The 22,004-nt window shown below is 74.7% G+C and carries 22 protein-coding genes; 15 read left to right on the top strand and 7 right to left on the bottom strand.

Going from position 1 to position 22,004, the window contains the following annotated elements:
- Positions 1-11 precede the first annotated feature (11 nt).
- Positions 12-1,373: a protein phosphatase 2C domain-containing protein gene (locus ACSMX9_RS24970; protein ID WP_445397164.1), complete on the bottom strand. Its 1,362-nt coding sequence runs from the start codon at positions 1,371-1,373 to the stop codon at positions 12-14.
- Positions 1,374-1,764: 391 nt separating this feature from the next.
- Here ACSMX9_RS24970 and ACSMX9_RS24965 point away from each other — a divergent pair, with 391 nt between their 5' ends.
- Both ACSMX9_RS24965 and ACSMX9_RS24960 read left to right on the top strand, forming a co-directional pair.
- Entirely contained in the window at positions 1,765-2,757 is a 993-nt protein-coding gene (locus tag ACSMX9_RS24965) for a helix-turn-helix domain-containing protein (RefSeq protein WP_445397162.1), read from the top strand.
- 45 nt (positions 2,758-2,802) lie between these two features.
- Entirely contained in the window at positions 2,803-3,285 is a 483-nt protein-coding gene (locus ACSMX9_RS24960) for a DUF456 domain-containing protein (protein WP_445397160.1), read from the top strand.
- 55 nt (positions 3,286-3,340) lie between these two features.
- Here the strand turns inward: ACSMX9_RS24960 and ACSMX9_RS24955 are convergent, their stop codons facing one another.
- Together ACSMX9_RS24955 and rsgA are read right to left on the bottom strand one after the other, a co-directional pair.
- Positions 3,341-3,877, bottom strand: coding sequence for a methylated-DNA--[protein]-cysteine S-methyltransferase (locus ACSMX9_RS24955; protein ID WP_445397158.1), 537 nt, complete (start codon positions 3,875-3,877; stop codon positions 3,341-3,343).
- Between the two features lie 99 nt (positions 3,878-3,976).
- Complete coding sequence (gene rsgA / locus ACSMX9_RS24950; RefSeq protein WP_445397156.1) at positions 3,977-5,131, bottom strand: ribosome small subunit-dependent GTPase A; 1,155 nt, start codon at positions 5,129-5,131, stop codon at positions 3,977-3,979.
- 328 nt (positions 5,132-5,459) lie between these two features.
- Here rsgA and ACSMX9_RS24945 point away from each other — a divergent pair, with 328 nt between their 5' ends.
- The 3 genes from ACSMX9_RS24945 to ACSMX9_RS24935 all read left to right on the top strand — a co-directional run bounded on the left by ACSMX9_RS24945 (position 5,460) and on the right by ACSMX9_RS24935 (position 7,850).
- Positions 5,460-5,849 (top strand): MerR family transcriptional regulator, encoded by a 390-nt coding sequence (locus ACSMX9_RS24945; RefSeq protein WP_445397154.1) that lies wholly within the window; start codon positions 5,460-5,462, stop codon positions 5,847-5,849.
- Positions 5,850-5,972: 123 nt separating this feature from the next.
- The gene (locus tag ACSMX9_RS24940) at positions 5,973-7,211 is read left to right on the top strand and encodes an MFS transporter (protein ID WP_445397152.1); all 1,239 of its coding nucleotides are present in this window, start codon (positions 5,973-5,975) and stop codon (positions 7,209-7,211) included.
- A gap of 90 nt (positions 7,212-7,301) precedes the next feature.
- On the top strand, positions 7,302-7,850 hold the full coding sequence (locus tag ACSMX9_RS24935; RefSeq protein ID WP_445397150.1) for a PASTA domain-containing protein: 549 nt from the start codon (positions 7,302-7,304) through the stop codon (positions 7,848-7,850).
- Between the two features lie 49 nt (positions 7,851-7,899).
- On the opposite strand, the gene ACSMX9_RS24930 is transcribed toward ACSMX9_RS24935, so the two are convergent.
- Positions 7,900-9,264 carry a radical SAM protein gene (locus tag ACSMX9_RS24930; RefSeq protein ID WP_351239441.1) on the bottom strand — a complete coding sequence of 455 codons (1,365 nt, stop codon included), beginning with the start codon at positions 9,262-9,264 and terminating at the stop codon, positions 7,900-7,902.
- A 173-nt stretch (positions 9,265-9,437) separates the two neighbouring features.
- Positions 9,438-10,970: a carboxylesterase/lipase family protein gene (locus ACSMX9_RS24925; RefSeq protein WP_445397148.1), complete on the bottom strand. Its 1,533-nt coding sequence runs from the start codon at positions 10,968-10,970 to the stop codon at positions 9,438-9,440.
- Positions 10,971-11,121: 151 nt separating this feature from the next.
- On the opposite strand from ACSMX9_RS24925, the gene ACSMX9_RS24920 reads away from it, so the two are divergent.
- Positions 11,122-11,514 carry a VOC family protein gene (locus ACSMX9_RS24920; protein ID WP_445397146.1) on the top strand — a complete coding sequence of 131 codons (393 nt, stop codon included), beginning with the start codon at positions 11,122-11,124 and terminating at the stop codon, positions 11,512-11,514.
- Here ACSMX9_RS24920 and ACSMX9_RS24915 read toward each other — a convergent pair.
- Together ACSMX9_RS24915 and ACSMX9_RS24910 are read right to left on the bottom strand one after the other, a co-directional pair.
- Positions 11,448-12,239 carry a helix-turn-helix domain-containing protein gene (locus ACSMX9_RS24915; RefSeq protein ID WP_445397144.1) on the bottom strand — a complete coding sequence of 264 codons (792 nt, stop codon included), beginning with the start codon at positions 12,237-12,239 and terminating at the stop codon, positions 11,448-11,450. The genes ACSMX9_RS24920 and ACSMX9_RS24915 overlap by 67 nt on opposite strands.
- Complete coding sequence (locus ACSMX9_RS24910; RefSeq protein ID WP_445397142.1) at positions 12,236-13,522, bottom strand: YihY/virulence factor BrkB family protein; 1,287 nt, start codon at positions 13,520-13,522, stop codon at positions 12,236-12,238. The genes ACSMX9_RS24915 and ACSMX9_RS24910 overlap by 4 nt, the downstream gene beginning before the upstream one ends.
- A gap of 17 nt (positions 13,523-13,539) precedes the next feature.
- Here ACSMX9_RS24910 and ACSMX9_RS24905 point away from each other — a divergent pair, with 17 nt between their 5' ends.
- The 9 genes from ACSMX9_RS24905 to cysD all read left to right on the top strand — a co-directional run bounded on the left by ACSMX9_RS24905 (position 13,540) and on the right by cysD (position 22,003).
- Positions 13,540-15,198: an acyl-CoA dehydrogenase family protein gene (locus ACSMX9_RS24905; protein WP_445397140.1), complete on the top strand. Its 1,659-nt coding sequence runs from the start codon at positions 13,540-13,542 to the stop codon at positions 15,196-15,198.
- A 251-nt stretch (positions 15,199-15,449) separates the two neighbouring features.
- Positions 15,450-16,787, top strand: a complete 1,338-nt coding sequence (locus tag ACSMX9_RS24900) for a GAF domain-containing protein (RefSeq protein WP_445397138.1) — start codon at positions 15,450-15,452, stop codon at positions 16,785-16,787.
- Positions 16,784-17,353: a GNAT family N-acetyltransferase gene (locus ACSMX9_RS24895; RefSeq protein WP_445397136.1), complete on the top strand. Its 570-nt coding sequence runs from the start codon at positions 16,784-16,786 to the stop codon at positions 17,351-17,353. The genes ACSMX9_RS24900 and ACSMX9_RS24895 overlap by 4 nt, the downstream gene beginning before the upstream one ends.
- Positions 17,354-17,514: 161 nt before the next feature.
- A complete protein-coding gene (locus tag ACSMX9_RS24890) occupies positions 17,515-17,598 on the top strand; it encodes a putative leader peptide (protein ID WP_351239649.1) in 84 nt (27 codons plus the stop codon).
- Between the two features lie 218 nt (positions 17,599-17,816).
- Positions 17,817-19,526, top strand: a complete 1,710-nt coding sequence (locus tag ACSMX9_RS24885; RefSeq protein ID WP_445397135.1) for a nitrite/sulfite reductase — start codon at positions 17,817-17,819, stop codon at positions 19,524-19,526.
- Positions 19,523-19,702, top strand: coding sequence for a hypothetical protein (locus tag ACSMX9_RS24880; RefSeq protein ID WP_366113237.1), 180 nt, complete (start codon positions 19,523-19,525; stop codon positions 19,700-19,702). The genes ACSMX9_RS24885 and ACSMX9_RS24880 overlap by 4 nt, the downstream gene beginning before the upstream one ends.
- Positions 19,699-20,454: a phosphoadenylyl-sulfate reductase gene (locus ACSMX9_RS24875; protein ID WP_445397133.1), complete on the top strand. Its 756-nt coding sequence runs from the start codon at positions 19,699-19,701 to the stop codon at positions 20,452-20,454. Before ACSMX9_RS24880 ends, ACSMX9_RS24875 begins: the two co-directional genes overlap by 4 nt.
- On the top strand, positions 20,436-21,038 hold the full coding sequence (gene cysC / locus ACSMX9_RS24870; protein ID WP_445397131.1) for an adenylyl-sulfate kinase: 603 nt from the start codon (positions 20,436-20,438) through the stop codon (positions 21,036-21,038). Before ACSMX9_RS24875 ends, cysC begins: the two co-directional genes overlap by 19 nt.
- Complete coding sequence (cysD, locus tag ACSMX9_RS24865) at positions 21,035-22,003, top strand: sulfate adenylyltransferase subunit CysD (protein ID WP_445397129.1); 969 nt, start codon at positions 21,035-21,037, stop codon at positions 22,001-22,003. The genes cysC and cysD overlap by 4 nt, the downstream gene beginning before the upstream one ends.
- Position 22,004 lies beyond the last annotated feature (1 nt).

Here is a 22,004-nt window from a genome sequence, read left to right as displayed (position 1 = left end):
AGGCCGCGGGGTTACGCCTCCCAGACCACCGCGGCCGTCCGGTCCTCGGCGTACCCCGTGACGCGGACGGTGGCGTCCGCCAGGAAGGCGGCGAGCCCCGGGGGCCCGTCCGCCCAGCGGCCGGCGAGATGGGCCGCGAGGGCCTGCTCGGCGCGCAGCGGGACGGCGAGGCCCTCCGAGCAGAGCAGCAGGGCGTCCCCCGGGCGGGCGACGGAGGCGCGGAAGCGGAACGGGGCGCGGGGCGCCCCGAAGGGTTCCGGATCCAGCGGGCCCGGCGGGGTGACGGAGCGCGGGCCCGCGGGTGCCCGGTCCGCGTCGCCGGGCGGCGAGCCGAAGCCGACGACCGGTTCGCCGGCGGTGTCGGTGACCCGCGGCTCGATGTCCTGCCACGCCCCCTCGCGCAGGCGGAACAGCCCGCCGTCACCGACCCCGAAGAACACCCGCACCCGGCAGGCGGGATCGGCCGGGAGGAGCAGGCAGCGCAGGCTCAGCGCATCCGCCGCGGCCTCCGTGGCCGCCCCCGGAAGGCCGGCCCGGAGGGTGCCGAGGCTGCGGTCGGTGAGCCGGTGCAGACCCGACTTCAACTCGCCCCGGCGGCTGGCGCGGAGGTCGGCGGCGAGCCGTTCGTGGCTGCGGCCGACAGCACCCGCGATGTGTTCGGCGGCGGCCCGGTGGGTGCCGGCCGGGCCGGCCCCGGTGGCCACGGCGACCAGGACCAGGGCGTCGTCCCCGGTGCCGAACCGGGCGGTCAGCAGGGCGTCCCGGCGGGTTCCGCCGCCGTGGCGGGCGGCGTCGCCCCGGGTGGAGACGGTCCGCAGGGTGCCGGTTCCGTACCGGGCGCCGTCCAGCACGGTGTCCGGGACCAGTTCGGCCAGGGCGTCCGGGTCGGCGGCGGGCAGGGCGGTCGGTTCCCCCTCGTGGGCGGGCGACCGGTCGCCCAGGTGCTCCACCGGGGGCGGCAGCGCCACCACGACCGGGTCGTCCCCCTCGCCGCCCCCGGTGCTGCGGCGTCCGAACCGGCCCAGCCGGAAGGTGCGCGGCTCGGAGACGGCGCCGCCGGGCTGCCAGGGCGGCCGCGGGGCCGTGGCCGGCGCCGCCGGACGGGACGGGGGCGGGGCGCCGGGGGTCACCGGGGCGGGCGGCTCCACCGGTCCCGCCGCCGAGCGCCCGGGGGTGGCGCTCGGTGCCGCACCGGCGGGCTCCGGGGCCTTCGCCCCCGCCTCGGCCGGGGCGGTGTGTTCGAGGTCCTGGGCGCCCTCCGCGCGCGCCGAGGGTTGGGCCGGCACCCGGGCCACTTGGGGCCACCCCGCGTACAGGTCGCCCCACCAATCGTCCTCCGGGCGGGCCGACGTCCGCTCCCCCTGCTGGCTCATGCCGACATTGTCCACGGCCGGCCGCGCCCGAAAACGGTCACTCAGAAAATCAGCCGACCCGGAAGGAGATGAATCGACAAAGCGAGCCACGCACCGGAGCAGGTTCCGGTGCGACACCGCCCCGATGGCGATCTCCCCAGGTCAGGACGGTACGCTCGGCCCCGGGGCGGACCCGTGACCATGTGCCCACAGGTGTGCCCCCCTTCCCTCTCGCCCGTGCGGTGCGGCTGGGTCCGCCCCTGCAAGTTGGCCGAAGTCCGCCCCTCCTGCCGGTGGAGCGCGTCCGGCCGAGGCCGAGCGCCCCGGACCGGTCGCCCGCACCTTGCCGTCAGGGCGGGGGGTGCGGGGATGATGGGCGGCAACGGTGAACGCACGGGGAGGAAGCCGTCAGATGTTGTCCGCGCTGGGGCTGGACGAAACCCATGAAGCGGCCTACCGCGCCCTGGTCTCCCTGGGCGCCGCCGACGTCCTCGACCTGGCCCGCAGGCTCCCGCTCGGCGAGGTGGCCACCGAACGGGCGCTGCGGCACCTGGAGCGGCACGGACTGGCCGCGCAGACGTCCGGGCGCCCCGGACGCTGGGTGGCCGCACCCCCCGACGTGGCGCTCGGCGCCCTGGTGACACGACGGCGGCACGAACTCGAACGGGCCGAGTCCTCGGCCGCGCTGCTCGCCCGGGAGTACCGGGCGCGCAGGAGCGAGCCCGGCGTGCACGAGCTGGTCGAGGTGGTCACCGGCCGTGCGGCCGTGACACAACGGTTCCTGCAACTCCAACTCGGTGCGGTCGAGGAGGTCTGCGCCCTGGTGACCGACGGCCCGATCGCCGGTGCGGACGCGGAGGAGGGGACCCGGGCGCGGGCCGCCGACCGCGGGGTGGCCTACCGGGTGGTGGTCGAGCACGAGGTGCTGACCCGGCCCACCGGAGTGCGGGACGTGAGCGCCGCCTTCGGCCGCGCCGAGGAGGTGCGGGTCGCCGAGCGGGTGCCCACCAGGCTGCTGATCGCGGACCGCTCGCTGGCGATGGTGCCGCTGTCGGAGCACGCCGACGAGCCCTCGGCGCTCGTCGTGCACGACTGCGCCCTGCTGGAGTCCCTGTACGGCCTCTTCGCCACGGTGTGGCGGCACGCCCGGCCCCTGCACCTGGGAGGGGCCCCGCACGAGCCCGAGGGAGCGTCCGTGCCGGAGACGCCGGACGGGACCGACCTGGCGATCCTGTCCCTGCTGCTGGCCGGGCTGACCGACGCCAGCGTGGCCAAGCAGCTCGACCTCGGTCTGCGCACCGTGCAGCGACGGGTGCGGGGGCTGATGGAACGCGCCGGGGTGACCACCCGGCTCCAGCTCGGCTGGCACGCCCGGGAGCACGGCTGGGTGGGCCGCCCCCGCTGAACGCCCCGCCGGGCGCGCCGGCGCGCCCTCCGGCACGCTGGGCGGATGGGAGCGTGGGAACTCCTGCTGGTCGGCCTGGTGCTGCTGTTCGGGCTCTGCGGGGTGATGGTCCCGGGGGTGCCCGGGGCGTGGCTGGTGTGGGCGGGGCTGGCCTGGTGGGCGGTGCAGGACACCCGCACCGTGGCCTGGGCCGTGCTGGTCGGGGCGACCGCGGCGCTGTTGGTGGCCCAGACGGTGCGCTGGCTGCTGCCGCCCCGCCGGCTGCGGCACACCGCCGCCACCCGGCGGCTGGCCGGGTACGCGGGCGCGGGCTCGTTGCTGGGGTTCTGCCTGGTGCCCGTGGTGGGCGCGGTGCCGGGCTTCCTGGCGGGGATCTACCTCGGGGAGCGGATCCGGCTCGGCGGCCGCGGCGAGGCCCTGGCCTCCACCCGGACCGTGTTGCGGCTGGGCGGCTGGAACGTGCTCGTGGAGTGGTTCGCCTGCCTGCTGGTGATCGCGGCCTGGCTGGGGGTGCTGGTGTGGGGCTGAGCGCCCTTCGTGCCGCCGGCCCCACCCGTACGGAGCAGCGGGCCGGCGGGGTGCGTCAGTCGCCGGGCAGGGCTCCTTCGAGGGCGAGCAGACGGGTCTTGCGGTCGAGGCCGCCCGCGTAGCCGGTGAGGGAGCCGTCCGCGCCGATCACCCGGTGGCAGGGGCGCAGCACCAGCAACGGGTTGGCGCCGATCGCGCCGCCCACCGCGCGGACCGCCGCCCGGGAGGCCCCGATCTCGGCGGCGATCCGCCCGTAGGTGGTGGTGGCCCCGTACGGGACGGCGTCGAGGGCGTCCCAGACGCGGTGTCGGAACTCGGTGCCGGAGGGGCGCAGCGGGAGCGAGAAGGCGGTGAGTTCCCCCGCGAAGTAGGCGCCGAGCTGCTCGCGGGCCGCCCGGAACGGCTCCTCGGCGCGCCGGGGAGCCGGGCCCGGGGGCCGGCCGCCGCGTTGTCCGGGAACGGACAGGGAGGTCAGTGCGCCGTCCTCGTCGGCGGTCAGCAGCAGCGTGCCCAGCGGACCGTCCACCGTGGTCCACAGCGGTTCGGCGGTCGGTCGGGGCGGGGTCGGGGTGCTCGTGCGTCGTTCCGTCACCCGTCCATTGTCCCGGGCGGCCCGCCCAGGGGCTGGCAGGAATCCGACACGGCGCCCGAGCGGCCCGGCGCCGATGCGCCGGGCCGCTCGGCACCGCGGTCAGCCGCGGCCCTCGCGCTTGACCTGCTGGGCGGCCCGGCCGATCATCCCCCGGCGCCGGCCCTCGCGGCGCATCTCGACCCGGGCTCGGGCATCGGTCTTGGCGACGATGTACCGGTTCTCGCGCTGGAGCTTGCGGAAGCTGTCGAGGCGCCGTTCGGGCAGCGCCCCCTCGTCCACCGCGGCCTGCACCGCGCAGCCCGGTTCGGACTGGTGGGCGCAGTCGTGGAAACGGCAGTCGCGGGCCAGCTCCTCGATCTCGGAGAAGACCTGGTCGACCCCGCTCCCGGCGTCCCAGAGCCCCACGCCGCGCAGCCCCGGGGTGTCGATGAGGGTGCCGCCCCCGGGGAGCACCAGCAGGTTGCGGGTTGTGGTGGTGTGGCGTCCCTTGCCGTCGACGTCCCGAGCGGCCTGGACCGCTTGGGCCTCGGTCCCGAGCAGGGCGTTGGCCAGGGTGGACTTGCCCGCCCCGGACTGGCCGAGCAGCACGCCGGTGCCGCCGGCGACCACGGCGGCGAGCACGTCCAGCCCCTGACCGGTGGTGGCGCTGACCGGGAGCACGGGCACGCCCGGTGCGCTGGTCTCCGCGTCCCGGACGAGATGGGCGAGGGTCACCGGGTCGGGGACGAGGTCGGCCTTGGTGAGGACCACGACGGGCCGTGCCCCGGACTCCCAGCCGAGGGCGAGGAGCCGTTCGATCCGGCCGAGGTCGAGTTCCACCGCGAGGGACACCGCGATGAGGACGGTGTCCACGTTGGCGGCGAGGATCTGGCCCTCGGACCGTTTGGAGGAGGTGGAGCGGACGAAGGCGGTGCGGCGCGGCAACAGGGTCCGCACGTACCGCGGATCGCCGCCGGCCGGGTCGACGGCGACCCAGTCGCCGGTGCAGACGACCTTCATCGGGTCACGGGGCACGACGAACTCGGTGTCGGCGCGCACCGTGCCCTCGGGCGCGAGGACGTCGCACAGTCCGCGGTCCACCCGGGCGACCCGGCCGGGCACCAGGCCGCGGGCGGCGTACGGGGCGAACGCGTCTGCCCAGTCCCGGTCCCAGCCGTACGGGGCGAGGGCGGCGTGGACGGCGTCGGCACGGCCGTCGGAGGATGCGGAAGGGCCGGACGGACCGGCGGAGGGGTCGAGCGGATTGCTGGACAAAGCGGGGAAACCCTTCGGAGGGTGGCCCCGGCGGCGCGCTGCGCGCGGACGGATTGGGTGTCAGCCGGAGACCACGGGAATGGGGAGGACGAACTCCTGCGTGCGGGCAGCGCCCGTGACCATGACCGTCACCACTGTCCTCACCTCCTGCTCCACCTCGACGAACCGACGAACCGCCGCCGGCGCGGGCACGACGCGGCGCCCTTCCGACGGAACGTCCGAAGGGTAGTCCCGCCGCGTGACCGTCCGCCACCCATTTGTCGGCGACGCCCCTCGGCCGGGCGCCTGCCGGCCGGGGTGGGATCCTGGCACCGGACGGAGGAGGAAGATGCGCATCGGGGAACTCGCGGAGCACATCGGGGCCAGCCCCCGCTCCCTGCGCTACTACGAGCAGCAGGGGTTGCTGGTGCCCGCCCGCAACGACAACGGGTACCGGGAGTACGACGGGGCCGCCCTGGTGCGGGCCCGCAACATCAAGGAGTTGCTCGACACCGGACTCACCACCGAGGACGTCCGCCACTACCTGGAACGCGGCTGCCTGGAGCGCCCGTTGACCGACGGACCGCGGTGCAGCGGGGAACTGGACACCGTGCGGCACCGGCTGGAGTCGCTGGACGACCGGATCTCGCGGCTCCGGGAACTACGGGACCGGCTGGTCCGGCACCGGGCGGAGGTGGAGGCGTCCCTCGGACCCCCGCCGCCCGGCGAAGCCCGGTAGGCCGAGCTTCGCCCGCGACGTCCTTGGCGGGCCGGACGCCGAGGGCGCCCCGGGCGGAGCGCGGCCCCGGTCGACCCCGCGGGGTTGACCTTGACACCGGTGTCAAGGTCCTACCGTCCCGCCATGGTTACCGACGTGAAGGAAACGCCCCGGCCACGCGGGGCGGGCTGGCTCGTGTGTCTGCTGCTGACGACGTTCGTGATCGGCACCGACGACTTCGTCGTCGCGGGCGTGCTGCCCGAGATCGCCTCCGGACTCGACGTCAGCACCGCCGCCGCCGGACAGCTGGTCACCGTGTTCTCGGTGACCTACGCCCTGGCCGCGCCGCCGTTGGCGGTCGCCACCGCGCGGCTGCCCCGGAAACCGGTGATCGTGGGCGGGCTGGTCCTCTTCGCCCTCACCAACGTGCTCACCGCGCTCGCCCCCGACCACCCGACCCTGATGGCGCTGCGCGTGCTGACCGCGTTGATCGCCGCCGGCATCACCCCCGCGGTCTTCGCGACGGCCGGGCGGGCCGCCGCGCCGGAGCGGGTGGGACGGGCCATGGGCACGGTGGCCGCGGGGCTGACCGTCTCCCTCTTCGTCGGCGTGCCGGCCGGCACCCTGCTCTCCGCCGCCTTCGGCTGGCGCTCCACCTTCGTCGCCGTCGCCCTGCTCGGCCTCGCCGTGGCCCTCGCCTCCTGGCGGCTGCTGCCCGACCTCCCGGGCGCGCCCGGGATCGGAGTCGGTCGACAGGTGCGCGTCCTCACCCGCCCCGCGGTGCTGCTCGGGGTGGCCGGCACCGTGCTGGGCGCCTCCAGCGGGCTGATGACGTACACCTACATCGCCCCGCTCACCCGGGACCTGACCGGCCGCACCGGGGCGGTGCTCGCCCTGTTCATCGCCGTCATCGGGGTGTTCGGCGCCCTCGGCTCCTTCCTCTGCGGACGGCTCACGGACCGGTGGGGCGCGGACCGCACGCTGGTGGCGGCCTTCGGCGGGTCGGTGGCGGCCACGGCCGCGCTCGCCGTGACCGGTCTACTGACCGACGAGGCCCCGGTCTGGGTGGTGCTGCTCTTCCTGGCCGGCTGGGGCTTCGCCGGCTGGGGGTTCAACCCGCCGATGAACACCCGTGCCCTGGCGCTGGCCCGGGGCGCGGAGGCGGAGGCCGTGGCGCTCAACACCAGTGGGCTCTACGTCGGCATCGCCCTCGCCGGGGCCGTCGGCGGCTGGGCGGTCTCCGCCCACGACGGCACCGGGGTGGCGGTGACCGCCACCGGCCTCGGGGTGGCGGCCGGCCTGCTGATCGTCGGCTCCGTCCGCCGCTACCCCAGCCGCCCCGCCGACGTCCCGTCCGGACCGCGCACCGGCTCCGGCCGGTAGATCACGGGAGGGTCAACTCCGCTCCGCGCGCCGCCCCGTTGACGCATCATGGGGGGCAAGGGGGACAACCACCACGCACCGGGGGGAACCGTGCACCGTCGTGTCGTCGCCGTGCTGCTCACCGTGGGGCTGACCGCCCTGTCGGGCTGCGGCGCCGCCGAGGAGGAGACCGCGAAGCTGCCCGATCTGACGGGCAAGGGCCTCCAGTACGCGCAGGACGAGGCCCGGGAGGCCGGCTTCCGGCGGCTTGAGTCGCACGACGCGCTGGGGCGCGGGCGGCTCCAGGCGATGGACCGCAACTGGAAGGTGTGCGGGCAGACCCCGAAGCCGGGCACCCACCCCACGAGGACGAAGGTCGACTTCGCCGCGGTGAAGCTGGCGGAGCGGTGTCCGGGCGAGGACGGGGCGCCCCCGCGCACCGAGGACGCCCTGCCGGACTTCGTGGGCACCTCGGTGCGGGCCGCGCGGCAGTCGCTGGACAGTTCCACCAGCCTGTCCGTCAAGGACGCGACCGGCGAGGGCCGCAAGGTGATCGTGGAGTCCAACTGGAAGGTGTGCGCCCAGCGGCCGAAGGCGGGCACGCCGTTCACGGGGCAGCCGATCGCGCTGGACGCCGTGAAGTACGGCGAACGCTGCTGAGCACCGCCCCGGTCCCCGCGCGGGGACCGGGGCGGTCCGGCGCACGGGCTCAGCCCTCCTCCGCCGCCTCCTGCGGGGCGAGGCTGTCCATGAAGGAGCTGACCGAGAACACCGCCCGGCCGGGCCCGGCGGGGCCGTAGCCGGGGGGCGAGGTCAGGCCGAACTCGTCCATCGTCGCGCGGTAGGACTCCAGCAGACGGATGTGGTACTCCAGCGGGGCGCCCTGCGGGTTGGCCTTGCCGAGCGGGGTGGTGGGCTCGGGGCACCAGGTGGTGAAGCGGGGCGTGATGCCGTGCGACATGAAGAACCGCAGGCCCTCGGTGGTGGAGGCGATGGCCTCGTCGACGGTGGTGAAGCCGAAGGGCTCCGCCATCTCGACGCCGGCGACGAAGTTCGGGATGACGTTGCGGGCGCCGAACACGTCCGCGGAGTCCAGGATGCGGCGGTGCCACTCGTCGCGGCCCACGTACCTCTCCTTGCCGGGGCAGTAGAGCTCGAACAGCCGCCGGTCCCACACCTCGTAGTTGGGGTGGTAGATCTGCACCCCGTAGTCCTTGAAGCGCTGGACGTCGTCCTTGGGCAGCGCCTGGGCGACGACCTTGCCGATCCAGCGGCCGGGGAAGCGCTCCTCGATGGCCTTGGCGTAGTGGCCGTAGAAGTCCGCCTCGTCGCGGCCGGCGACCTTGGAGGTGACGGCTCCGCCGGTGAGGGTGTAGGCGGTGGAGGTGCGGGCCGTGTCGTAGGTGTCGATGATCTCCAGGGCCTCCAGCACCTCCGCCACGTCCTTGACGCCGGTGTAGGGACGGCCGGCGGCCTTGTGCTGGCGCCAGTTGTGGTTGATGTCGCAGTACTGGCACTCCTCCTTGGCGCCGAAGTACTGGCAGACTCGGAAGACCGTCAGGTAGATGAGGTAGCCCCACTGGATGGTCGGGGCGACCTCCATCACCGACTTCCCGCCGGCCAGGGCGTGCCGGTAGTAGTCCGGCATGGGGGGCAGTCCGACGTCGGAGATCCGGTGTCCGTCGAGGTACAGCCCCAGCATGCCCTCGTCGTCGGCGGCCACCCGGTACGGGGAGGACGGGTTGACCCGGACCGACACCACCGTGCGGCGCAGGTCGTAGGGGCCGCCGGTGAGGACGATCTCCTCGGGCGGGCGGCGCAGCGCGGCGGCGCCCAGTTCGGGCAGGGTGCCGTGGTCGAAGGAGAAGATGAAGTACGACTTGGGCTTGACGTCACCGGTCGCCTCGTTGGCGGTGTCGCTGAGGGCGGACTCGTCGAAGGCCATGCCCCCGCGCAGCAGGTCCTCCTTGATGACCGCTTCCCGCGGGACGTGCGGGAAGCGTTCCATCAGGTCCTCGACCAGTTCGGTGCGGCGTACCGTGCCGTCCGCGGTGCCGGTGCCCGTGGTGCCCATCGTGTGTCTCCTCGCTCCCCGGCCGCGGAGGGTGTCTCCGGCGGGGCCCGGGTGTCGGGTCCCGCCGCTCTCGGTGCGTGCGTCCGGTCCTCCACCGTATGCCCCCGCCGGTGGCGGTTCGACGTGCCCCCGGGGCCGCGGGACGTAGGTCCGCAGGCGGAGCGGGTCCGGGCTCAGCCGGTGGCGGTCGGTGCGAGGGCGGGTTCGCCGGGGCCGGGTTCCTGCTCCCAGAGGGCGAACGCCCGGTCCCGGGGGCCGTGGAGCACCGTGCCGCCGGGCTCGGGGCCGAAGCGGCGCACCGGGTGCCGGGCGTCCCAGGCGGGCCACCCGGGGTCTCCGTGGGTGATGAAGCGCACCCAGGCCCCGTGCATCTCCCGGGCGAGCCAGCGCGGTGCGCCGGCCCCGGTGAGCTGGGCGGCCTCCGGTACGTCGACCGTGTCGAAGACGAAGCCCAACTCCAGTGCGTGGCAGGCCCCGAGTCCGGGCACCCCGGACGGCCAGGCGAACTCGTAGAGGTGGGTGCGGGCGCCCGGAGCGGCGAGCCGACGGACTTCCGCCAGCCGGTGGACGGGGCGTCTCAGCAAGTGGTCGGTGACGACCTGGCCGACCACCTCGGCGGCGCCCGCCCCGGGCAGCAGGGAGCGGTAGCCGCGGACCACTCCCGGCCCGCCCCGGCAGCGGGCCTTCGCCCAGGCCAGGGCGAGGGGGCCGAGCCGGTCGAACTGCTCGGCGAGGCCGCTGGGGCCGAGCCACAGCAGGTGTTCCTGGGCGGTCCACCCCATCAGCAGGTCGATGCCCGCCGCACCGTCGCCGCGGGTGAGGGCGGTCATCGGGTCCTCGGGCACCAGGTCCCCGTCCACGACCACGCCGAAGGCGGCGCCGCCGAGCAGGGGGCTGGAGCGGCGGCCGGCCTCCCGTTGGGCGGCGAGCAGTGCGGCGGGGTCGACCCGGGCGAACGCCTCCGCGGTGGCGGGGACCTTCATCCGGGCGGCCATCCGGCGCACCATGCGGCGGGCCCGGTCCCGTTCCACGGTCTGCGGGGGCCCGCTCTGGAGCACCGCGCGGTGGAACAGTCCGCGGGCGCGGGGGCTCGCCAGCAGCACCCCGATGCTGATGGCGCCCGCGGACTCGCCGAAGACGGTCACCCGGTCCGGGTCGCCGCCGAACGCGGCGATGTTGTCGCGCACCCATTCCAGGGCGGCGAGTTGATCGCGCAGTCCGGCGTTGGGCGGGGCGTCCGGGAAGAGTCCGTACCCTTCGACGCCCAGGCGGTAGTTGAAGGAGACCAGGACCACCCCGTCGCGGGCGAAGGCCCGCCCGTCGTACACCGGGAGCGCCGAGGACCCGCGGGTGAGGGAGCCGCCGTGCACCCACACCGCGACCGGCAGCCGGGCCGCCAGGGCGGGGTCCGGGGTCCAGACGTTCACGGTGAGCCAGTCGTCACCGGGGAGGGCCGGGTCGGCGAGGATGCGGGCGAAGGGCTCGCTGTAGGGGGGCTTGGGCGGGGTGGGGCCGAAGTCGGCGGCGTCCCGGACGCCGTCCCAGCGCTCGGGGGGCCGGGGCGGCCGGAAGCGGTGGGGGCCCTGCGGGGGCGCGGCGTAGGGGACGCCCTTGAAGACGGCGATCGGCCGCCCGGCCACGGTCGCACGGCGTCCGCGCACCGTCCCGTGGACGGTGCTGACCTGCGGGTCCGATACCGCTGGCACCCGGCTCCCCTTTCGTCCCACCAGCCCCGCGCGGTGCCGGGGCGGACCTCCAGGGTGGACCAACCGGCCGCCCCGAGCCACCCGGGCGGGGGTCGCCCGGCTGTCCGATTCCTTCAAGACCGTAGGAGCGGGGTGCCCCTACTCTCGCCGCATGAACGCACGATTCGATCTGGTGAGTGTGGTCGTCTCCGACATGGCGGCGTCCGTGGCCTTCTACCGTCGCCTCGGTCTGGACTTCCCCGCGGGGTCCGAGGAACTGCCGCACGCGGAGGCGGAGCTGCCCGGGGGGCTGCGGTTCGCCCTCGACACCGAGGAAACCATCCGCGGATTCCTGCCCGAGTGGCACGGGGTCCCGGAGGGGCGGGTGGGCCTCGCCTTCCTCTGCGAGGGCGGTGCGCGGGGCGTCGACGACACCTATGCCGCGCTGCTCGCGGCCGGTTACCGGGGCGTGCGCGCCCCCTGGGACGCGCCCTGGGGTCAGCGGTACGCGCTGGTCGCCGACCCGGACGGCAACGGGGTGGACCTGTTCGCGCCGCTCGCCTGACCGTCCGGCGCGGGCCCGGGGACGAGCCGGCCGAGGGTGGTGCCGGCCAGCGCACGGGTCTCCCGGGCCAGGTGTGCCTGGTCCGCGTACCCGGCGGCCAGGGCCGCGTCCGTGCGGGCAGTGCCGGCCCGGACCAGGGCGAGTGCCCGTTGGAAGCGCAGCACCCGGGCCAGGGTCTTGGGCCCGTAGCCGAAGACCTCCAGGGACCTGCGGTGCAGCGCCCGGGCGCCGAGGCCGACCTCGTCGGCGACCGCGCCCACGCTGCGGCCGGCGCGCAGCCCGGCCACGATCCGGGCCACCCGGGGATCGTCGGGGCCGCCGGCCGCCCGGAGTCCGAGGGCGACGGCGTCCAGGGCGGCCACCGGGTCGGGGGCCGCGGCGATCCGGTCGGCCAGGGCGCGGACGGTGCGGGCGGGCCAGAGGTCGGCCAGCTCCACCCGCTGGTCGCGCAGCGCCCGGGCGGGCACCCCGAGCACGGGGTGCGCGGTGCCGGGGGCGAACCGCACCCCGGCGTAGGGGGCGGTGCGGTCCGGGCGGTGCGGGCGGGTGTCGGGGCCGGCCACCCACAGCCGGCCCGCGCTCCACATCAGGTCCATGCACCCGTCGGGCAGGACCGTCCCGCCGCCGGGCGAGGGGCCGCTGCTCCAGAGCGCCGCGCCGGGCACCCGGGCGGGTCGTTCCGCGTACCCGGTGCGCTCCGGCGGGCCGGGGAGGGTCGTGCTCAACGCCCGTGGCCGCCTCGGTGGCGCGGGTCGCCGGCGGTGGGGTCGTCGGGGTGCGGCGGCAGGGGCGGGACGCTGTCCGCGGGGCGCCGCAGGGGGGTGAGCAGGCGGGAGCCGACGTCCTCGGGCGGCAGGAACTTGGACCACCGCTCGGGGAACTCGGACGGCATCTCGGGGTCGTCGGAGTAGTCGGCGTAGTCCGCGTCGTCGGAGTAGCCGGTGGGGTCGACGACCTCGTGGCCGGTGCCGGGCAGGTCGGGGAAGACGGAGTACTGTTCGCCGCCGTGGCGGCGCCAGGCGGCGGCCCGGGCCACGTACTCGGCGATCTGCTCCTGCTTGGCCCGCTCCTGGGCGGCGCGGGCGGCGGCGGTGGCGACGGAGGGCCAGACCCGGTCGATGGCCGCGTTCACCGCGGCCCCGACGAGGACCGCGAAGGCGGAGACGCCGATCCACAGGAGCACGGCGACGGGCGCGGCGAGGGAGCCGTAGATGGTGGGGCCCTCGACGGTGTTGGTGAGGTAGATGCGGAGCAGGAAGCTGCCGAGCACCCACATGCCGAGGGCGACCAGGGCCCCGGGCACGTCCTCCACCCAGGGGGAGCGCACCGGCACCGACACGTGGTAGAGCGTGGTCAGGAAGGCGACGGACAGCACGATCACCACGGGCCAGTAGAGCACTTGGACGACCGTGGTGGACCAGGGCACCACCTTCACCACCGCGTCGGGGCCGGCCACCAGCAGCGGCAGCGCGATCGAGCCGATCAGCAGCGCCACGATGAACAGCAGGAAGGCCAGCAGCCGGGTCTTGACGATGCCCCGGGCGCCGTCGAGCCCGTACATCACGGTGATGGTGTCGATGAAGACGTTCACCGCGCGGGAGCCGGACCAGAGGGCGAACAGGAAGCCGAGGGAGATGACGTCGGGCCGGCCGCCCTCCATCACGTCGTCGAGGATCGGCCGGGCGATCTCGCTGACGCCCCGGTCGGACAGGACGGTGCGGGACGCCTCCAGGAGGTTGGACTCCAGACTGGCGATGGTGGAGGCACCGGTCCAGGAGTCCACGTACCCGAGCAGTCCCACCAGGCTGAGCAGCAGCGGCGGCACGGACAGCAGGGTGAAGAAGGCGGCCTCGGCGGCGAGGCCCAGGATCCGGTACTCGATGCACGAGTTGACCGTGTCCTTGAGCAGGAGCCACGTGGTCCTGCGCTTGGAGACGTCCCGGTACAGGGCTTTGGCCCGATGGAGACGGCCGGCTGGCCGATCAGGTGTTTCGTTCGCCTCGTGCACCTCCTTACCGTAGCGGCATGGCAGCGCGCACTCACACCGTGACCAACCAGCCCCCACCCTTGACCGGGTATGACGTTTTCGCCGGTGACCTGGCACTTTGGGAGGCCGTCGGTCGCCACCTCGACCCCGCGCTGCTGCCGGAGGCGACCGCGGAGCTGTCGTTGCTCGGGCGGGCCGCGGGCTCGGCGCAGGTGCAGCGGTGGGGGGCGCTGGCGAACGAGAACCCGCCGCGGTTGCGGACCCACGACCGCTACGGCCACCGGGTCGACGAGGTGGAGTTCCACCCCGCCTGGCACCGGCTGTTGGGCAAGGGGGTCGGGGCGGGGCTGACGGCGGCCTGGACGACGCCGGGCGGGCACGTGCGGCGTGCGGCCGGGTTCCTGGTGTGGTCGCAGGTGGAGGCGGGGCACGGCTGCCCGTTGTCGATGACCCACGCCGCGGTGCCCGCGCTGCGCGCCGAACCGGCCCTGGCCGGGGTGTGGGAGCCGCGGCTCACCTCCCGCACCTACGACCCGGAGTTGCGGACCGCGGACCGGAAGGCCGGCGCCCTGTTCGGCATGGCCATGACGGAGAAGCAGGGCGGCAGCGACGTGCGGTCCAACGCGACGGTCGCCCGCCCGCTCGCCGAACCGGGCGCGTACGAACTGACCGGGCACAAGTGGTTCTGCTCGGCGCCGATGTCCGACGGGTTCCTGGTGCTGGCCCGGGCCCCCGAGGGGCTGAGCTGCTTCCTGGTGCCCCGGGTGCTGCCCGACGGGACGCGGAACCCGTTCGCGATCCAACGGCTCAAGGACAAGCTCGGCAACAGGTCCAACGCCTCCGCGGAGGTCGAGTTCGACGGCACCCTGGCGCACCGGGTCGGGGACGAGGGGCACGGGGTGCGCACCATCATCGGGATGGTGGCGGCGACCCGGCTGGACTGCGTCCTCGGGTCGGCGGCGCTGATGCGGCAGGCGGTCGCCCAGGCGGTGCACCACGTCACCTACCGGGAGGCGTTCGGCGGGCCGCTGGTCGACAAGCCGCTGATGCGCAACGTCCTCGCCGACCTCGCGGTGGAGTCCGAGGCGGCGACGGTGCTGGGGCTGCGGCTCGCGGCGGCGTACGACGCGGCGCAGGACCCCGGGGCGCCCGGTGCGGCGGCCGAGCGGGCGCTGCTGCGGCTCGCGGTGCCGGTCGCCAAGTACTGGGTCACCAAGCGCTGCACCCCGCTGGTGGCGGAGGCCCTGGAGTGCCTGGGCGGCAACGGGTACGTCGAGGAGTCCGGGATGCCGCGGCTGCTGCGGGAGTCGCCGCTGAACTCGATCTGGGAGGGCTCGGGCAACGTCCAGGCGCTGGACGTGCTGCGGGCCCTGCAACGGGAGCCGGAGGCGCTCAACGCGTTCCTGGTGGAGGTGGGGCGGGCGCGGGGCGCCGACGACCGGCTGGACCGGGCGATCCGGGACCTGCTCGCGGAGTTGGCCGACCTGGGGGCCCTGGAGGCGCGGGCGCGGCGGGTGGTGGAGCGGATGGCGCTGGTGCTCCAGGGGGCGCTGTTGGTGCGGTTCGCGCCGCCCGCGGTGGCGGACGTGTTCTGCTCCTCGCGGCTCGCCCGCGACTGGGGCGGCGCCTTCGGCACCCTCGCCCCCACCCTCGACCTGGCGTCGGTGGTGGAGCGGGCGCGTCCGCAGCCGCGCTGAGGAGCAGGTCGCGGGGGTGGTGCCGCGCCGACACGGCGCCACCCCCGCTACGGCCCCGTGGTGCGGAGCGGGCGCCGAACGTGCGGCGCCGCGCCCAGCTTTGAGCACGTCACGGCCGTCTGCCAGAGTTGCAGGGGGTTGCAGCACCCCGGCCGAACGGCGCGCTCACCCCGCCGGGCACCATGGAAGCGCACGCACCCGTGAAGGGTGCGGTACGCGCGGGCGGTGCGTGAACGGGAGGGCTTGTGGTGATGCCGTCGACCATCGAGGGGGCGCGGCTGGCGGCCATGGACCCGGAGCGGGCCGCGCGGCTGCTGCGGGAGGTCCACGAGGCGACGCTGAGGGGCGGCCCGGCGCAGGCCGCGCCGCGGCCGGTGATCGGGGAGTCCTGGACCCGGGCGGTGCGCGACGGCATCGACCCGGAGCGGGACTGCCGGGGGGAGTTGCTGAGCGGGGAGCAGTTGGCGGACCGGCGCCGCCGCTCGCCGCTGGGCCGGGTGCTGCCGCTGCTGCGCGAGGTGCTCGGGCCGGTGACCGGCGAGTCCCGGTCGATCCTGACCGTCTGCGACGCGGAGGGTCGGGTGCTGTGGCGGGAGGGCCATCCGTCGGTGCTGCGCCAGGCGGACCTGCTGGGGTGCGCCCCGGGGGCGGACTGGAGCGAGGCCGCCGTCGCCACCAACGGGGTGGGCACCCCGCTGGTGGTCCGCCGACCGGTGCGGGTCCACTCGGCCGAGCACTACGTCCGCGCCCAGCACCCGTGGACCTGCGCGGGCGCACCGGTGTCCGACCCGCGCAACGGCCGGCTGTTGGGCGCGGTGGTGGTGAGCGGGCCGTACGGGACCCAGCACCCGGCCACCCTGGCGCTGGTGTCCTCGGTGGCGAAGCTGGCGGAGTCCGGGCTGCGCGAGGAGCACCTGACGGGCCTGGGCCGGCTGCGGTCGGCGGCGGCGCCGGTGCTGGCCCGGGTCGGCGGGCGGGCCCTGGCGGTGGACCGGGACGGCTGGACCGCCGGGGTGGTGGGGATGGCGCCGGTGGACCGGGTGGCCCTGCCCCGAGGGCTGGGGCAGGGCCGGGCCTGGCTGCCCTCGCTGGGCGACTGTCTGGTGGAGCCGCTGCCGGACGGGTGGCTGATCAGGGTGGCGGAACCGGGGGACCCGGCCGCCACCCGGGTGCGCTTGGACCTCTCCGAGCCGCGGCGCTGGCAGGTGACGGTCTTTGGCGGCTCCGGGGACTGGACGCACGAGCTGACGCCGCGGCACGCCGAGTTGCTGTACCTGTTGGCGGTGCACCGCCCGGGCCGCAGCGCGGGGGAGCTGGCCCGGGCGGTGTTCGGGGACGGCGGGAGGACCGTGACGGTGCGGGCCGAGGTCTCCCGGATGCGTCGGTACCTGGGCGGGCTGCTCCACCACCGCCCCTACCGGTTCCGGGAGGACGTGGCGGTCGAGGTGGTGCTGCCGGAGCGCCGCTGCGACCTGCTCCCCCATTCGACGGCCCCGGAGGTCCGCTCGCCGGGCGCGGGACGGGGGGCGGACGGGGCCGCCGGGCGAGGGTCGGACGGGCCCGGGGCACTCCGTACCCTGGGCCCATGAGCATCACCGTGACCACCTGGTCCCTGGAGCAGACCTCGCCGGGCGACCTGATCCCCGCCAAGGAGCCGGAGGGCGACGTCCGCATCGTCCGGGCCGAGGTCCCCTCCCCCGAGTTCAGCCGGTTCCTGTACACCGCGGTGGGCGGGGACATCCGCTGGACGGACCGGCTCCCCCTGCCGTACGCCGCGTGGCGGGAGCAGATGGAGCGGCCGGGCACCGAGACCTGGGTGGCGTACGACCGGGGCACCCCGGCGGGGTACGTGGAGTTGGCGACCGGGGGCGAGGGCGCGGTGGAGATCGTGTACTTCGGTCTGCTGCCCGCCTTCCGGGGGCGCCGGATCGGGGGCCATCTGCTCACCCTCGGCACGGCCCGGGCCTGGGACCTGGCGTCCCGCTGGCCGGACCTGCCGCCCACCCGCCGGGTGTGGCTCCACACCTGTAGCAAGGACGGCGTCCACGCGATGGACAACTACCTGCGGCGGGGCTTCCGCCTCTTCGACACCGCGGTGGCCGAGGAGCCCGAGGTGGCGACCCCGGGGCCGTGGCCGGGCGCCGGGCCCTGCTGAAACGGCGCTGGACGGCGGGGCGTTCCCTCCCCCGTCGACCGTTTCGCCCCCCTGTCACCCCGCTGTGACCAAGAACACCCTTGTCTCGCGATGCGAGACAAGGGTGTCCACATGTCGGATTACGCTAGACCGGTCCGACGCCCCCGTGCCACGCTTCCGTCATGTCTTCAGCTGGAATTGCCTTGGTGAGTCGACGCCACGTCGACCTCGTTCGCGTGTCCAGCGCCATCTGTCCGGCGCGCTGACCGCCCTCAGCACCGCCGCACGTTTCACCCTGCCGCCCCCCAGCCCCTCAGCGTCCTCCGCCCCGCCGAACGGCTTCGTCCCCATCGGACCCCGCCGGGGTGCGGTCGTCGCTCCCCCCTGACTGCGCAGTGCCGCGCACGGACGCCCGCACCCTCCGTGCTGTTCCCGTATGCGCAGGTAAGAGCCGCTTCCCTGCCTGTCCGAAGGACGTATTCCCATGGTCTCCTCGGCTTCGACGCCGCCGCAGAAGCCCGCCGCAGCCGCGGCCCGCCGCAAGGTGGGTCGTCACCGGGGCGAAGGCCAGTGGGCCAAGGGCCACCGCACCCCGCTCAACGGCAACGAGCAGTTCAAGAAGGACGACGACGGTCTCAACGTGCGGACGCGCATTGAGACGATCTACTCCCGTACGGGGTTCGACTCGATCGACCCCAACGACCTTCGTGGCCGCATGCGTTGGTGGGGTCTGTACACCCAGCGCAAGCCCGGCATCGACGGCGGCAAGACCGCGGTGCTGGCGCCGGAGGAACTGGACGACAAGTACTTCATGCTGCGCGTCCGCATCGACGGCGGGCGGCTCAGCACCGAACAACTGCGGGTGATCGGCGAGATCTCCCAGGAGTTCGCGCGCGGCACCGCCGACATCACCGACCGGCAGAACGTCCAGTACCACTGGATCCGCATCGAGGACGTGCCCGAGATCTGGCGCCGGCTGGAGGGCGTGGGCCTGTCCACCACCGAAGCCTGCGGTGACACCCCCCGCGTGATCCTGGGCTCCCCCGTCGCGGGCATCGCCGAGGACGAGATCATCGACGGCACCCCGGCCATCGACGAGATCTACCGCCGGATCGTCGGCAACAAGGACTTCTCCAACCTGCCCCGCAAGTTCAAGTCCGCCGTCTCCGGCTCGCCCCTGCTGGACGTCGCCCACGAGATCAACGACATCGCCTTCGTCGGGGTGCACCACCCCGAACTCGGCCCCGGCTTCGACCTGTGGGTCGGCGGCGGACTCTCCACCAACCCCAAGCTCGGCGTGCGCCTGGGCGCCTGGGTCTCCCTGGACGACGTGCCCGACGTCTACGAGGGCGTCATCTCCATCTTCCGCGACTACGGCTTCCGCCGGCTGCGCAACCGCGCCCGGCTGAAGTTCCTGGTCGCCGACTGGGGTCCGGAGAAGTTCCGTCAGGTGCTGGAGGACGAGTACCTGCTGCGCAAGCTGCCCGACGGCCCCGCCCCCGAACAGCCCGTGCAGCAGTGGCGCGACCACGTCGGCGTCCACCGCCAGCAGGACGGCCGCTACTACGTCGGCTTCGCGCCCCGGGTCGGCCGGGTGGACGGCACCATCCTCACCAAGATCGCCCAGATCGCCGAGGACCACGGCAGCGGCCGGCTGCGCACCACCGCCGAGCAGAAGATGATCGTCCTCGACATCACCGAGGACAAGGTGGACTCGGTGGTGGCCGCCCTGGAGGCCCTGGACCTGCGGGTCACCCCCTCACCCTTCCGCCGTGGCACGATGGCCTGCACCGGCATCGAGTACTGCAAGCTGGCGATCGTCGAGACCAAGGCGCGCGCCTCCTCCCTCATCGACGAACTGGAGCGCCGCCTCCCGGAGTTCGACGAGCCGATCACCATCAACCTCAACGGCTGCCCCAACGCCTGCGCCCGCATCCAGGTCGCGGACATCGGCCTCAAGGGCCAGCTCGTCCTCGACGACGACGGCAACCAGGTCGAGGGCTACCAGGTGCACCTCGGCGGCGCGCTCGGCCTGGAGGCCGGCTTCGGCCGCAAGGTGCGCGGGCTGAAGGTCACCTCCGCCGAACTGCCGGACTACGTCGAGCGGGTGGTGCGCCGCTTCGAGGCCGAGCGCGAGGACGGCGAGCGCTTCGCCGCCTGGGTCGCGCGCGCCTCGGAGGAGGCGCTGTCATGAGCGAGCGCGCCGCCCCCTTCCACTGCCCCTACTGCGGGGACGAGGACCTCCGTCCGAACGAACAGGGCCACGGGGCCTGGGAATGCGCGGCCTGCAACCGAGCCTTTCAGTTGAAGTTCCTCGGGTTGCTCACCCGGGGGCTCCAGCGACAGGACATCGGAGGGGACGCGACATGACCGCCACCGACACCACCGCACCGCACGCCTCGGACGACCACCATCCGGGCGCCCCGGACGAAGCCCGTGCAGCCGAACTCCGCGACCTCGCCGAGCGGGCCGGACGCGAACTGGAGGACGCGTCCGCCCTGGAGATCGTGGGCTGGGCGGCCGGCACCTTCGGCGACCGCTTCTGCGTGACCTCCTCGATGGAGGACGCGGTCGTCGCCCACCTCGCCTCCCGGGCCCTGCCCGGCGTGGACGTGGTCTTCCTCGACACCGGCTACCACTTCCCGGAGACCATCGGGACCCGGGACGCCGTCGAGGCCGTGATGGACGTCAACGTCATCACTCTGACGCCCCGTCAGACCGTGGCGGAGCAGGACGCCCAGTACGGGCCGCGGCTGCACGACCGGGACCCGGACCGGTGCTGCGCCCTGCGCAAGCTCGCCCCCCTCCAGCAGGGGTTGACCCGCTACGAGGCCTGGGCGACCGGACTGCGCCGCGACGAGTCCCCCACCCGGGCGAACACCCCGGTCGTCGGCTGGGACGCCAAGCGCCTCAAGGTCAAGGTCTCCCCCATCGCCCGCTGGACCCAGGACGACGTGGACCGCTACGTCGCCGAACACGGCGTGCTCACCAATCCGTTGCTCATGGACGGCTACGCCTCCGTGGGGTGCGCCCCCTGCACCCGCCGGGTCCTCGAAGGCGAGGACGCCCGCGCCGGCCGTTGGGCCGGCCGGGGCAAGACCGAATGCGGGCTGCACGGATGACCGCGCCCCGACACCCCCACCAGGAAACCGAGAATGCCGAGGAGACTCACGTGAGCGGAGCCACGGTCTGGCTCACGGGCCTGCCCAGCGCGGGCAAGACGACGATCGCGTACGAACTGGCCGGACGGCTGCGCGCCGACGGCCACCGGGTCGAGGTGCTCGACGGCGACGAGATCCGGGAGTTCCTCTCCGCCGGCCTCGGCTTCGACCGGGCCGACCGCCACACCAACGTGCAGCGCATCGGCTTCGTCGCCGAGCTCCTCGCCCGCAACGGCGTCCTCGTCCTCGTTCCGGTGATCGCGCCCTACGCCGACAGCCGCATCGCGGTGCGCGAGCGCCACACCAAGACGGACACCGCCTACGTCGAGGTGCACGTGGCCACCCCGGTGGACGTGTGCGCGGTGCGCGACGTGAAGGGCCTGTACGCCAAGCAGGCGGCCGGCGAGATATCCGGGCTGACCGGCGTCGACGACCCCTACGAGGAGCCCACCGCACCGGACCTGCGGATCGAGTCGCAGGACCAGACCGTCCAGGAGTCCGCCGCGGCGCTGCACGCGCTGCTCACCGAGAGGGGTCTGGCATGACGGCGACCACCGCCACCACCCGCGACGGCGACGGGCTCCGTCCGCACTCCGCACCGGGCGCCAGGAGCCCCTACGCGCTGACCCACCTGGACGCGTTGGAGTCCGAGGCCGTCCACATCTTCCGCGAGGTGGCCGGCGAGTTCGAGCGGCCGGTGATCCTGTTCTCCGGCGGCAAGGACTCCATCGTCATGCTGCACCTGGCCCTGAAGGCGTTCGCCCCCGCGCCCGTCCCGTTCACGCTGCTGCACGTGGACACCGGACACAACTTCCCCGAGGTCCTCGACTACCGCGACCGCGCGGTGGCCCGGCACGGCCTGCGGCTGCACGTCGCCTCGGTGCAGGACTACATCGACCGGGGCGTGCTGCGCGAGCGGCCCGACGGCACCCGCAACCCGCTCCAGACCGTGCCGCTCACCGAGGCGATCCAACAGCACCGGTTCGACGCGGTGTTCGGCGGCGGGCGACGCGACGAGGAGAAGGCCCGCGCCAAGGAACGGGTGTTCTCGCTGCGCGACGAGTTCTCCCAGTGGGACCCGCGCCGCCAGCGGCCCGAGCTGTGGCAGCTCTACAACGGACGGCACGCCCCCGGCGAGCACGTGCGGGTGTTCCCGCTCTCCAACTGGACCGAACTGGACGTCTGGCAGTACATCGCCCGGGAGTCCATCGAGCTGCCGGAGATCTACTTCGCGCACGAGCGCGAGGTGTTCCCGCGCTCCGGCATGTGGCTCACCGCGGGCGACTGGGGCGGCCCGAAGGCCGGCGAGCCCGTCGAGACGCGCCTGGTGCGCTACCGCACGGTGGGCGACATGTCCTGCACCGGTGCCGTCGACTCGGACGCCACCACGCTGGAGGCCGTGATCGCGGAGATCGCCGCGTCCCGGCTGACCGAGCGGGGGGCCACCCGCGCCGACGACAAGCTGTCCGAGGCCGCGATGGAAGACCGCAAGCGCGAGGGGTACTTCTAGC

The sequence above is a fragment of the Streptomyces sp. LE64 genome (assembly GCF_052606915.1).
Note: the sequence above shows the minus strand (reverse complement) of the source record. Positions and strands in the feature narration are given on the sequence as shown.

Coding starts and splice junctions, on each gene's coding strand:
- ACSMX9_RS24970 (WP_445397164.1), bottom strand. CDS start 1,373: ATGAGCCAGCAGGGGGAGCGGACGTCGGCCCGCCCGGAGGACGATTGG.
- ACSMX9_RS24965 (WP_445397162.1), top strand. CDS start 1,765: ATGTTGTCCGCGCTGGGGCTGGACGAAACCCATGAAGCGGCCTACCGC.
- ACSMX9_RS24960 (WP_445397160.1), top strand. CDS start 2,803: ATGGGAGCGTGGGAACTCCTGCTGGTCGGCCTGGTGCTGCTGTTCGGG.
- ACSMX9_RS24945 (WP_445397154.1), top strand. CDS start 5,460: ATGCGCATCGGGGAACTCGCGGAGCACATCGGGGCCAGCCCCCGCTCC.
- ACSMX9_RS24940 (WP_445397152.1), top strand. CDS start 5,973: ATGGTTACCGACGTGAAGGAAACGCCCCGGCCACGCGGGGCGGGCTGG.
- ACSMX9_RS24930 (WP_351239441.1), bottom strand. CDS start 9,264: ATGGGCACCACGGGCACCGGCACCGCGGACGGCACGGTACGCCGCACC.
- ACSMX9_RS24920 (WP_445397146.1), top strand. CDS start 11,122: ATGAACGCACGATTCGATCTGGTGAGTGTGGTCGTCTCCGACATGGCG.
- ACSMX9_RS24905 (WP_445397140.1), top strand. CDS start 13,540: ATGGCAGCGCGCACTCACACCGTGACCAACCAGCCCCCACCCTTGACC.
- ACSMX9_RS24900 (WP_445397138.1), top strand. CDS start 15,450: ATGCCGTCGACCATCGAGGGGGCGCGGCTGGCGGCCATGGACCCGGAG.
- ACSMX9_RS24895 (WP_445397136.1), top strand. CDS start 16,784: ATGAGCATCACCGTGACCACCTGGTCCCTGGAGCAGACCTCGCCGGGC.
- ACSMX9_RS24890 (WP_351239649.1), top strand. CDS start 17,515: ATGTCTTCAGCTGGAATTGCCTTGGTGAGTCGACGCCACGTCGACCTC.
- ACSMX9_RS24885 (WP_445397135.1), top strand. CDS start 17,817: ATGGTCTCCTCGGCTTCGACGCCGCCGCAGAAGCCCGCCGCAGCCGCG.
- ACSMX9_RS24880 (WP_366113237.1), top strand. CDS start 19,523: ATGAGCGAGCGCGCCGCCCCCTTCCACTGCCCCTACTGCGGGGACGAG.
- ACSMX9_RS24875 (WP_445397133.1), top strand. CDS start 19,699: ATGACCGCCACCGACACCACCGCACCGCACGCCTCGGACGACCACCAT.
- cysC (WP_445397131.1), top strand. CDS start 20,436: ATGCGGGCTGCACGGATGACCGCGCCCCGACACCCCCACCAGGAAACC.
- cysD (WP_445397129.1), top strand. CDS start 21,035: ATGACGGCGACCACCGCCACCACCCGCGACGGCGACGGGCTCCGTCCG.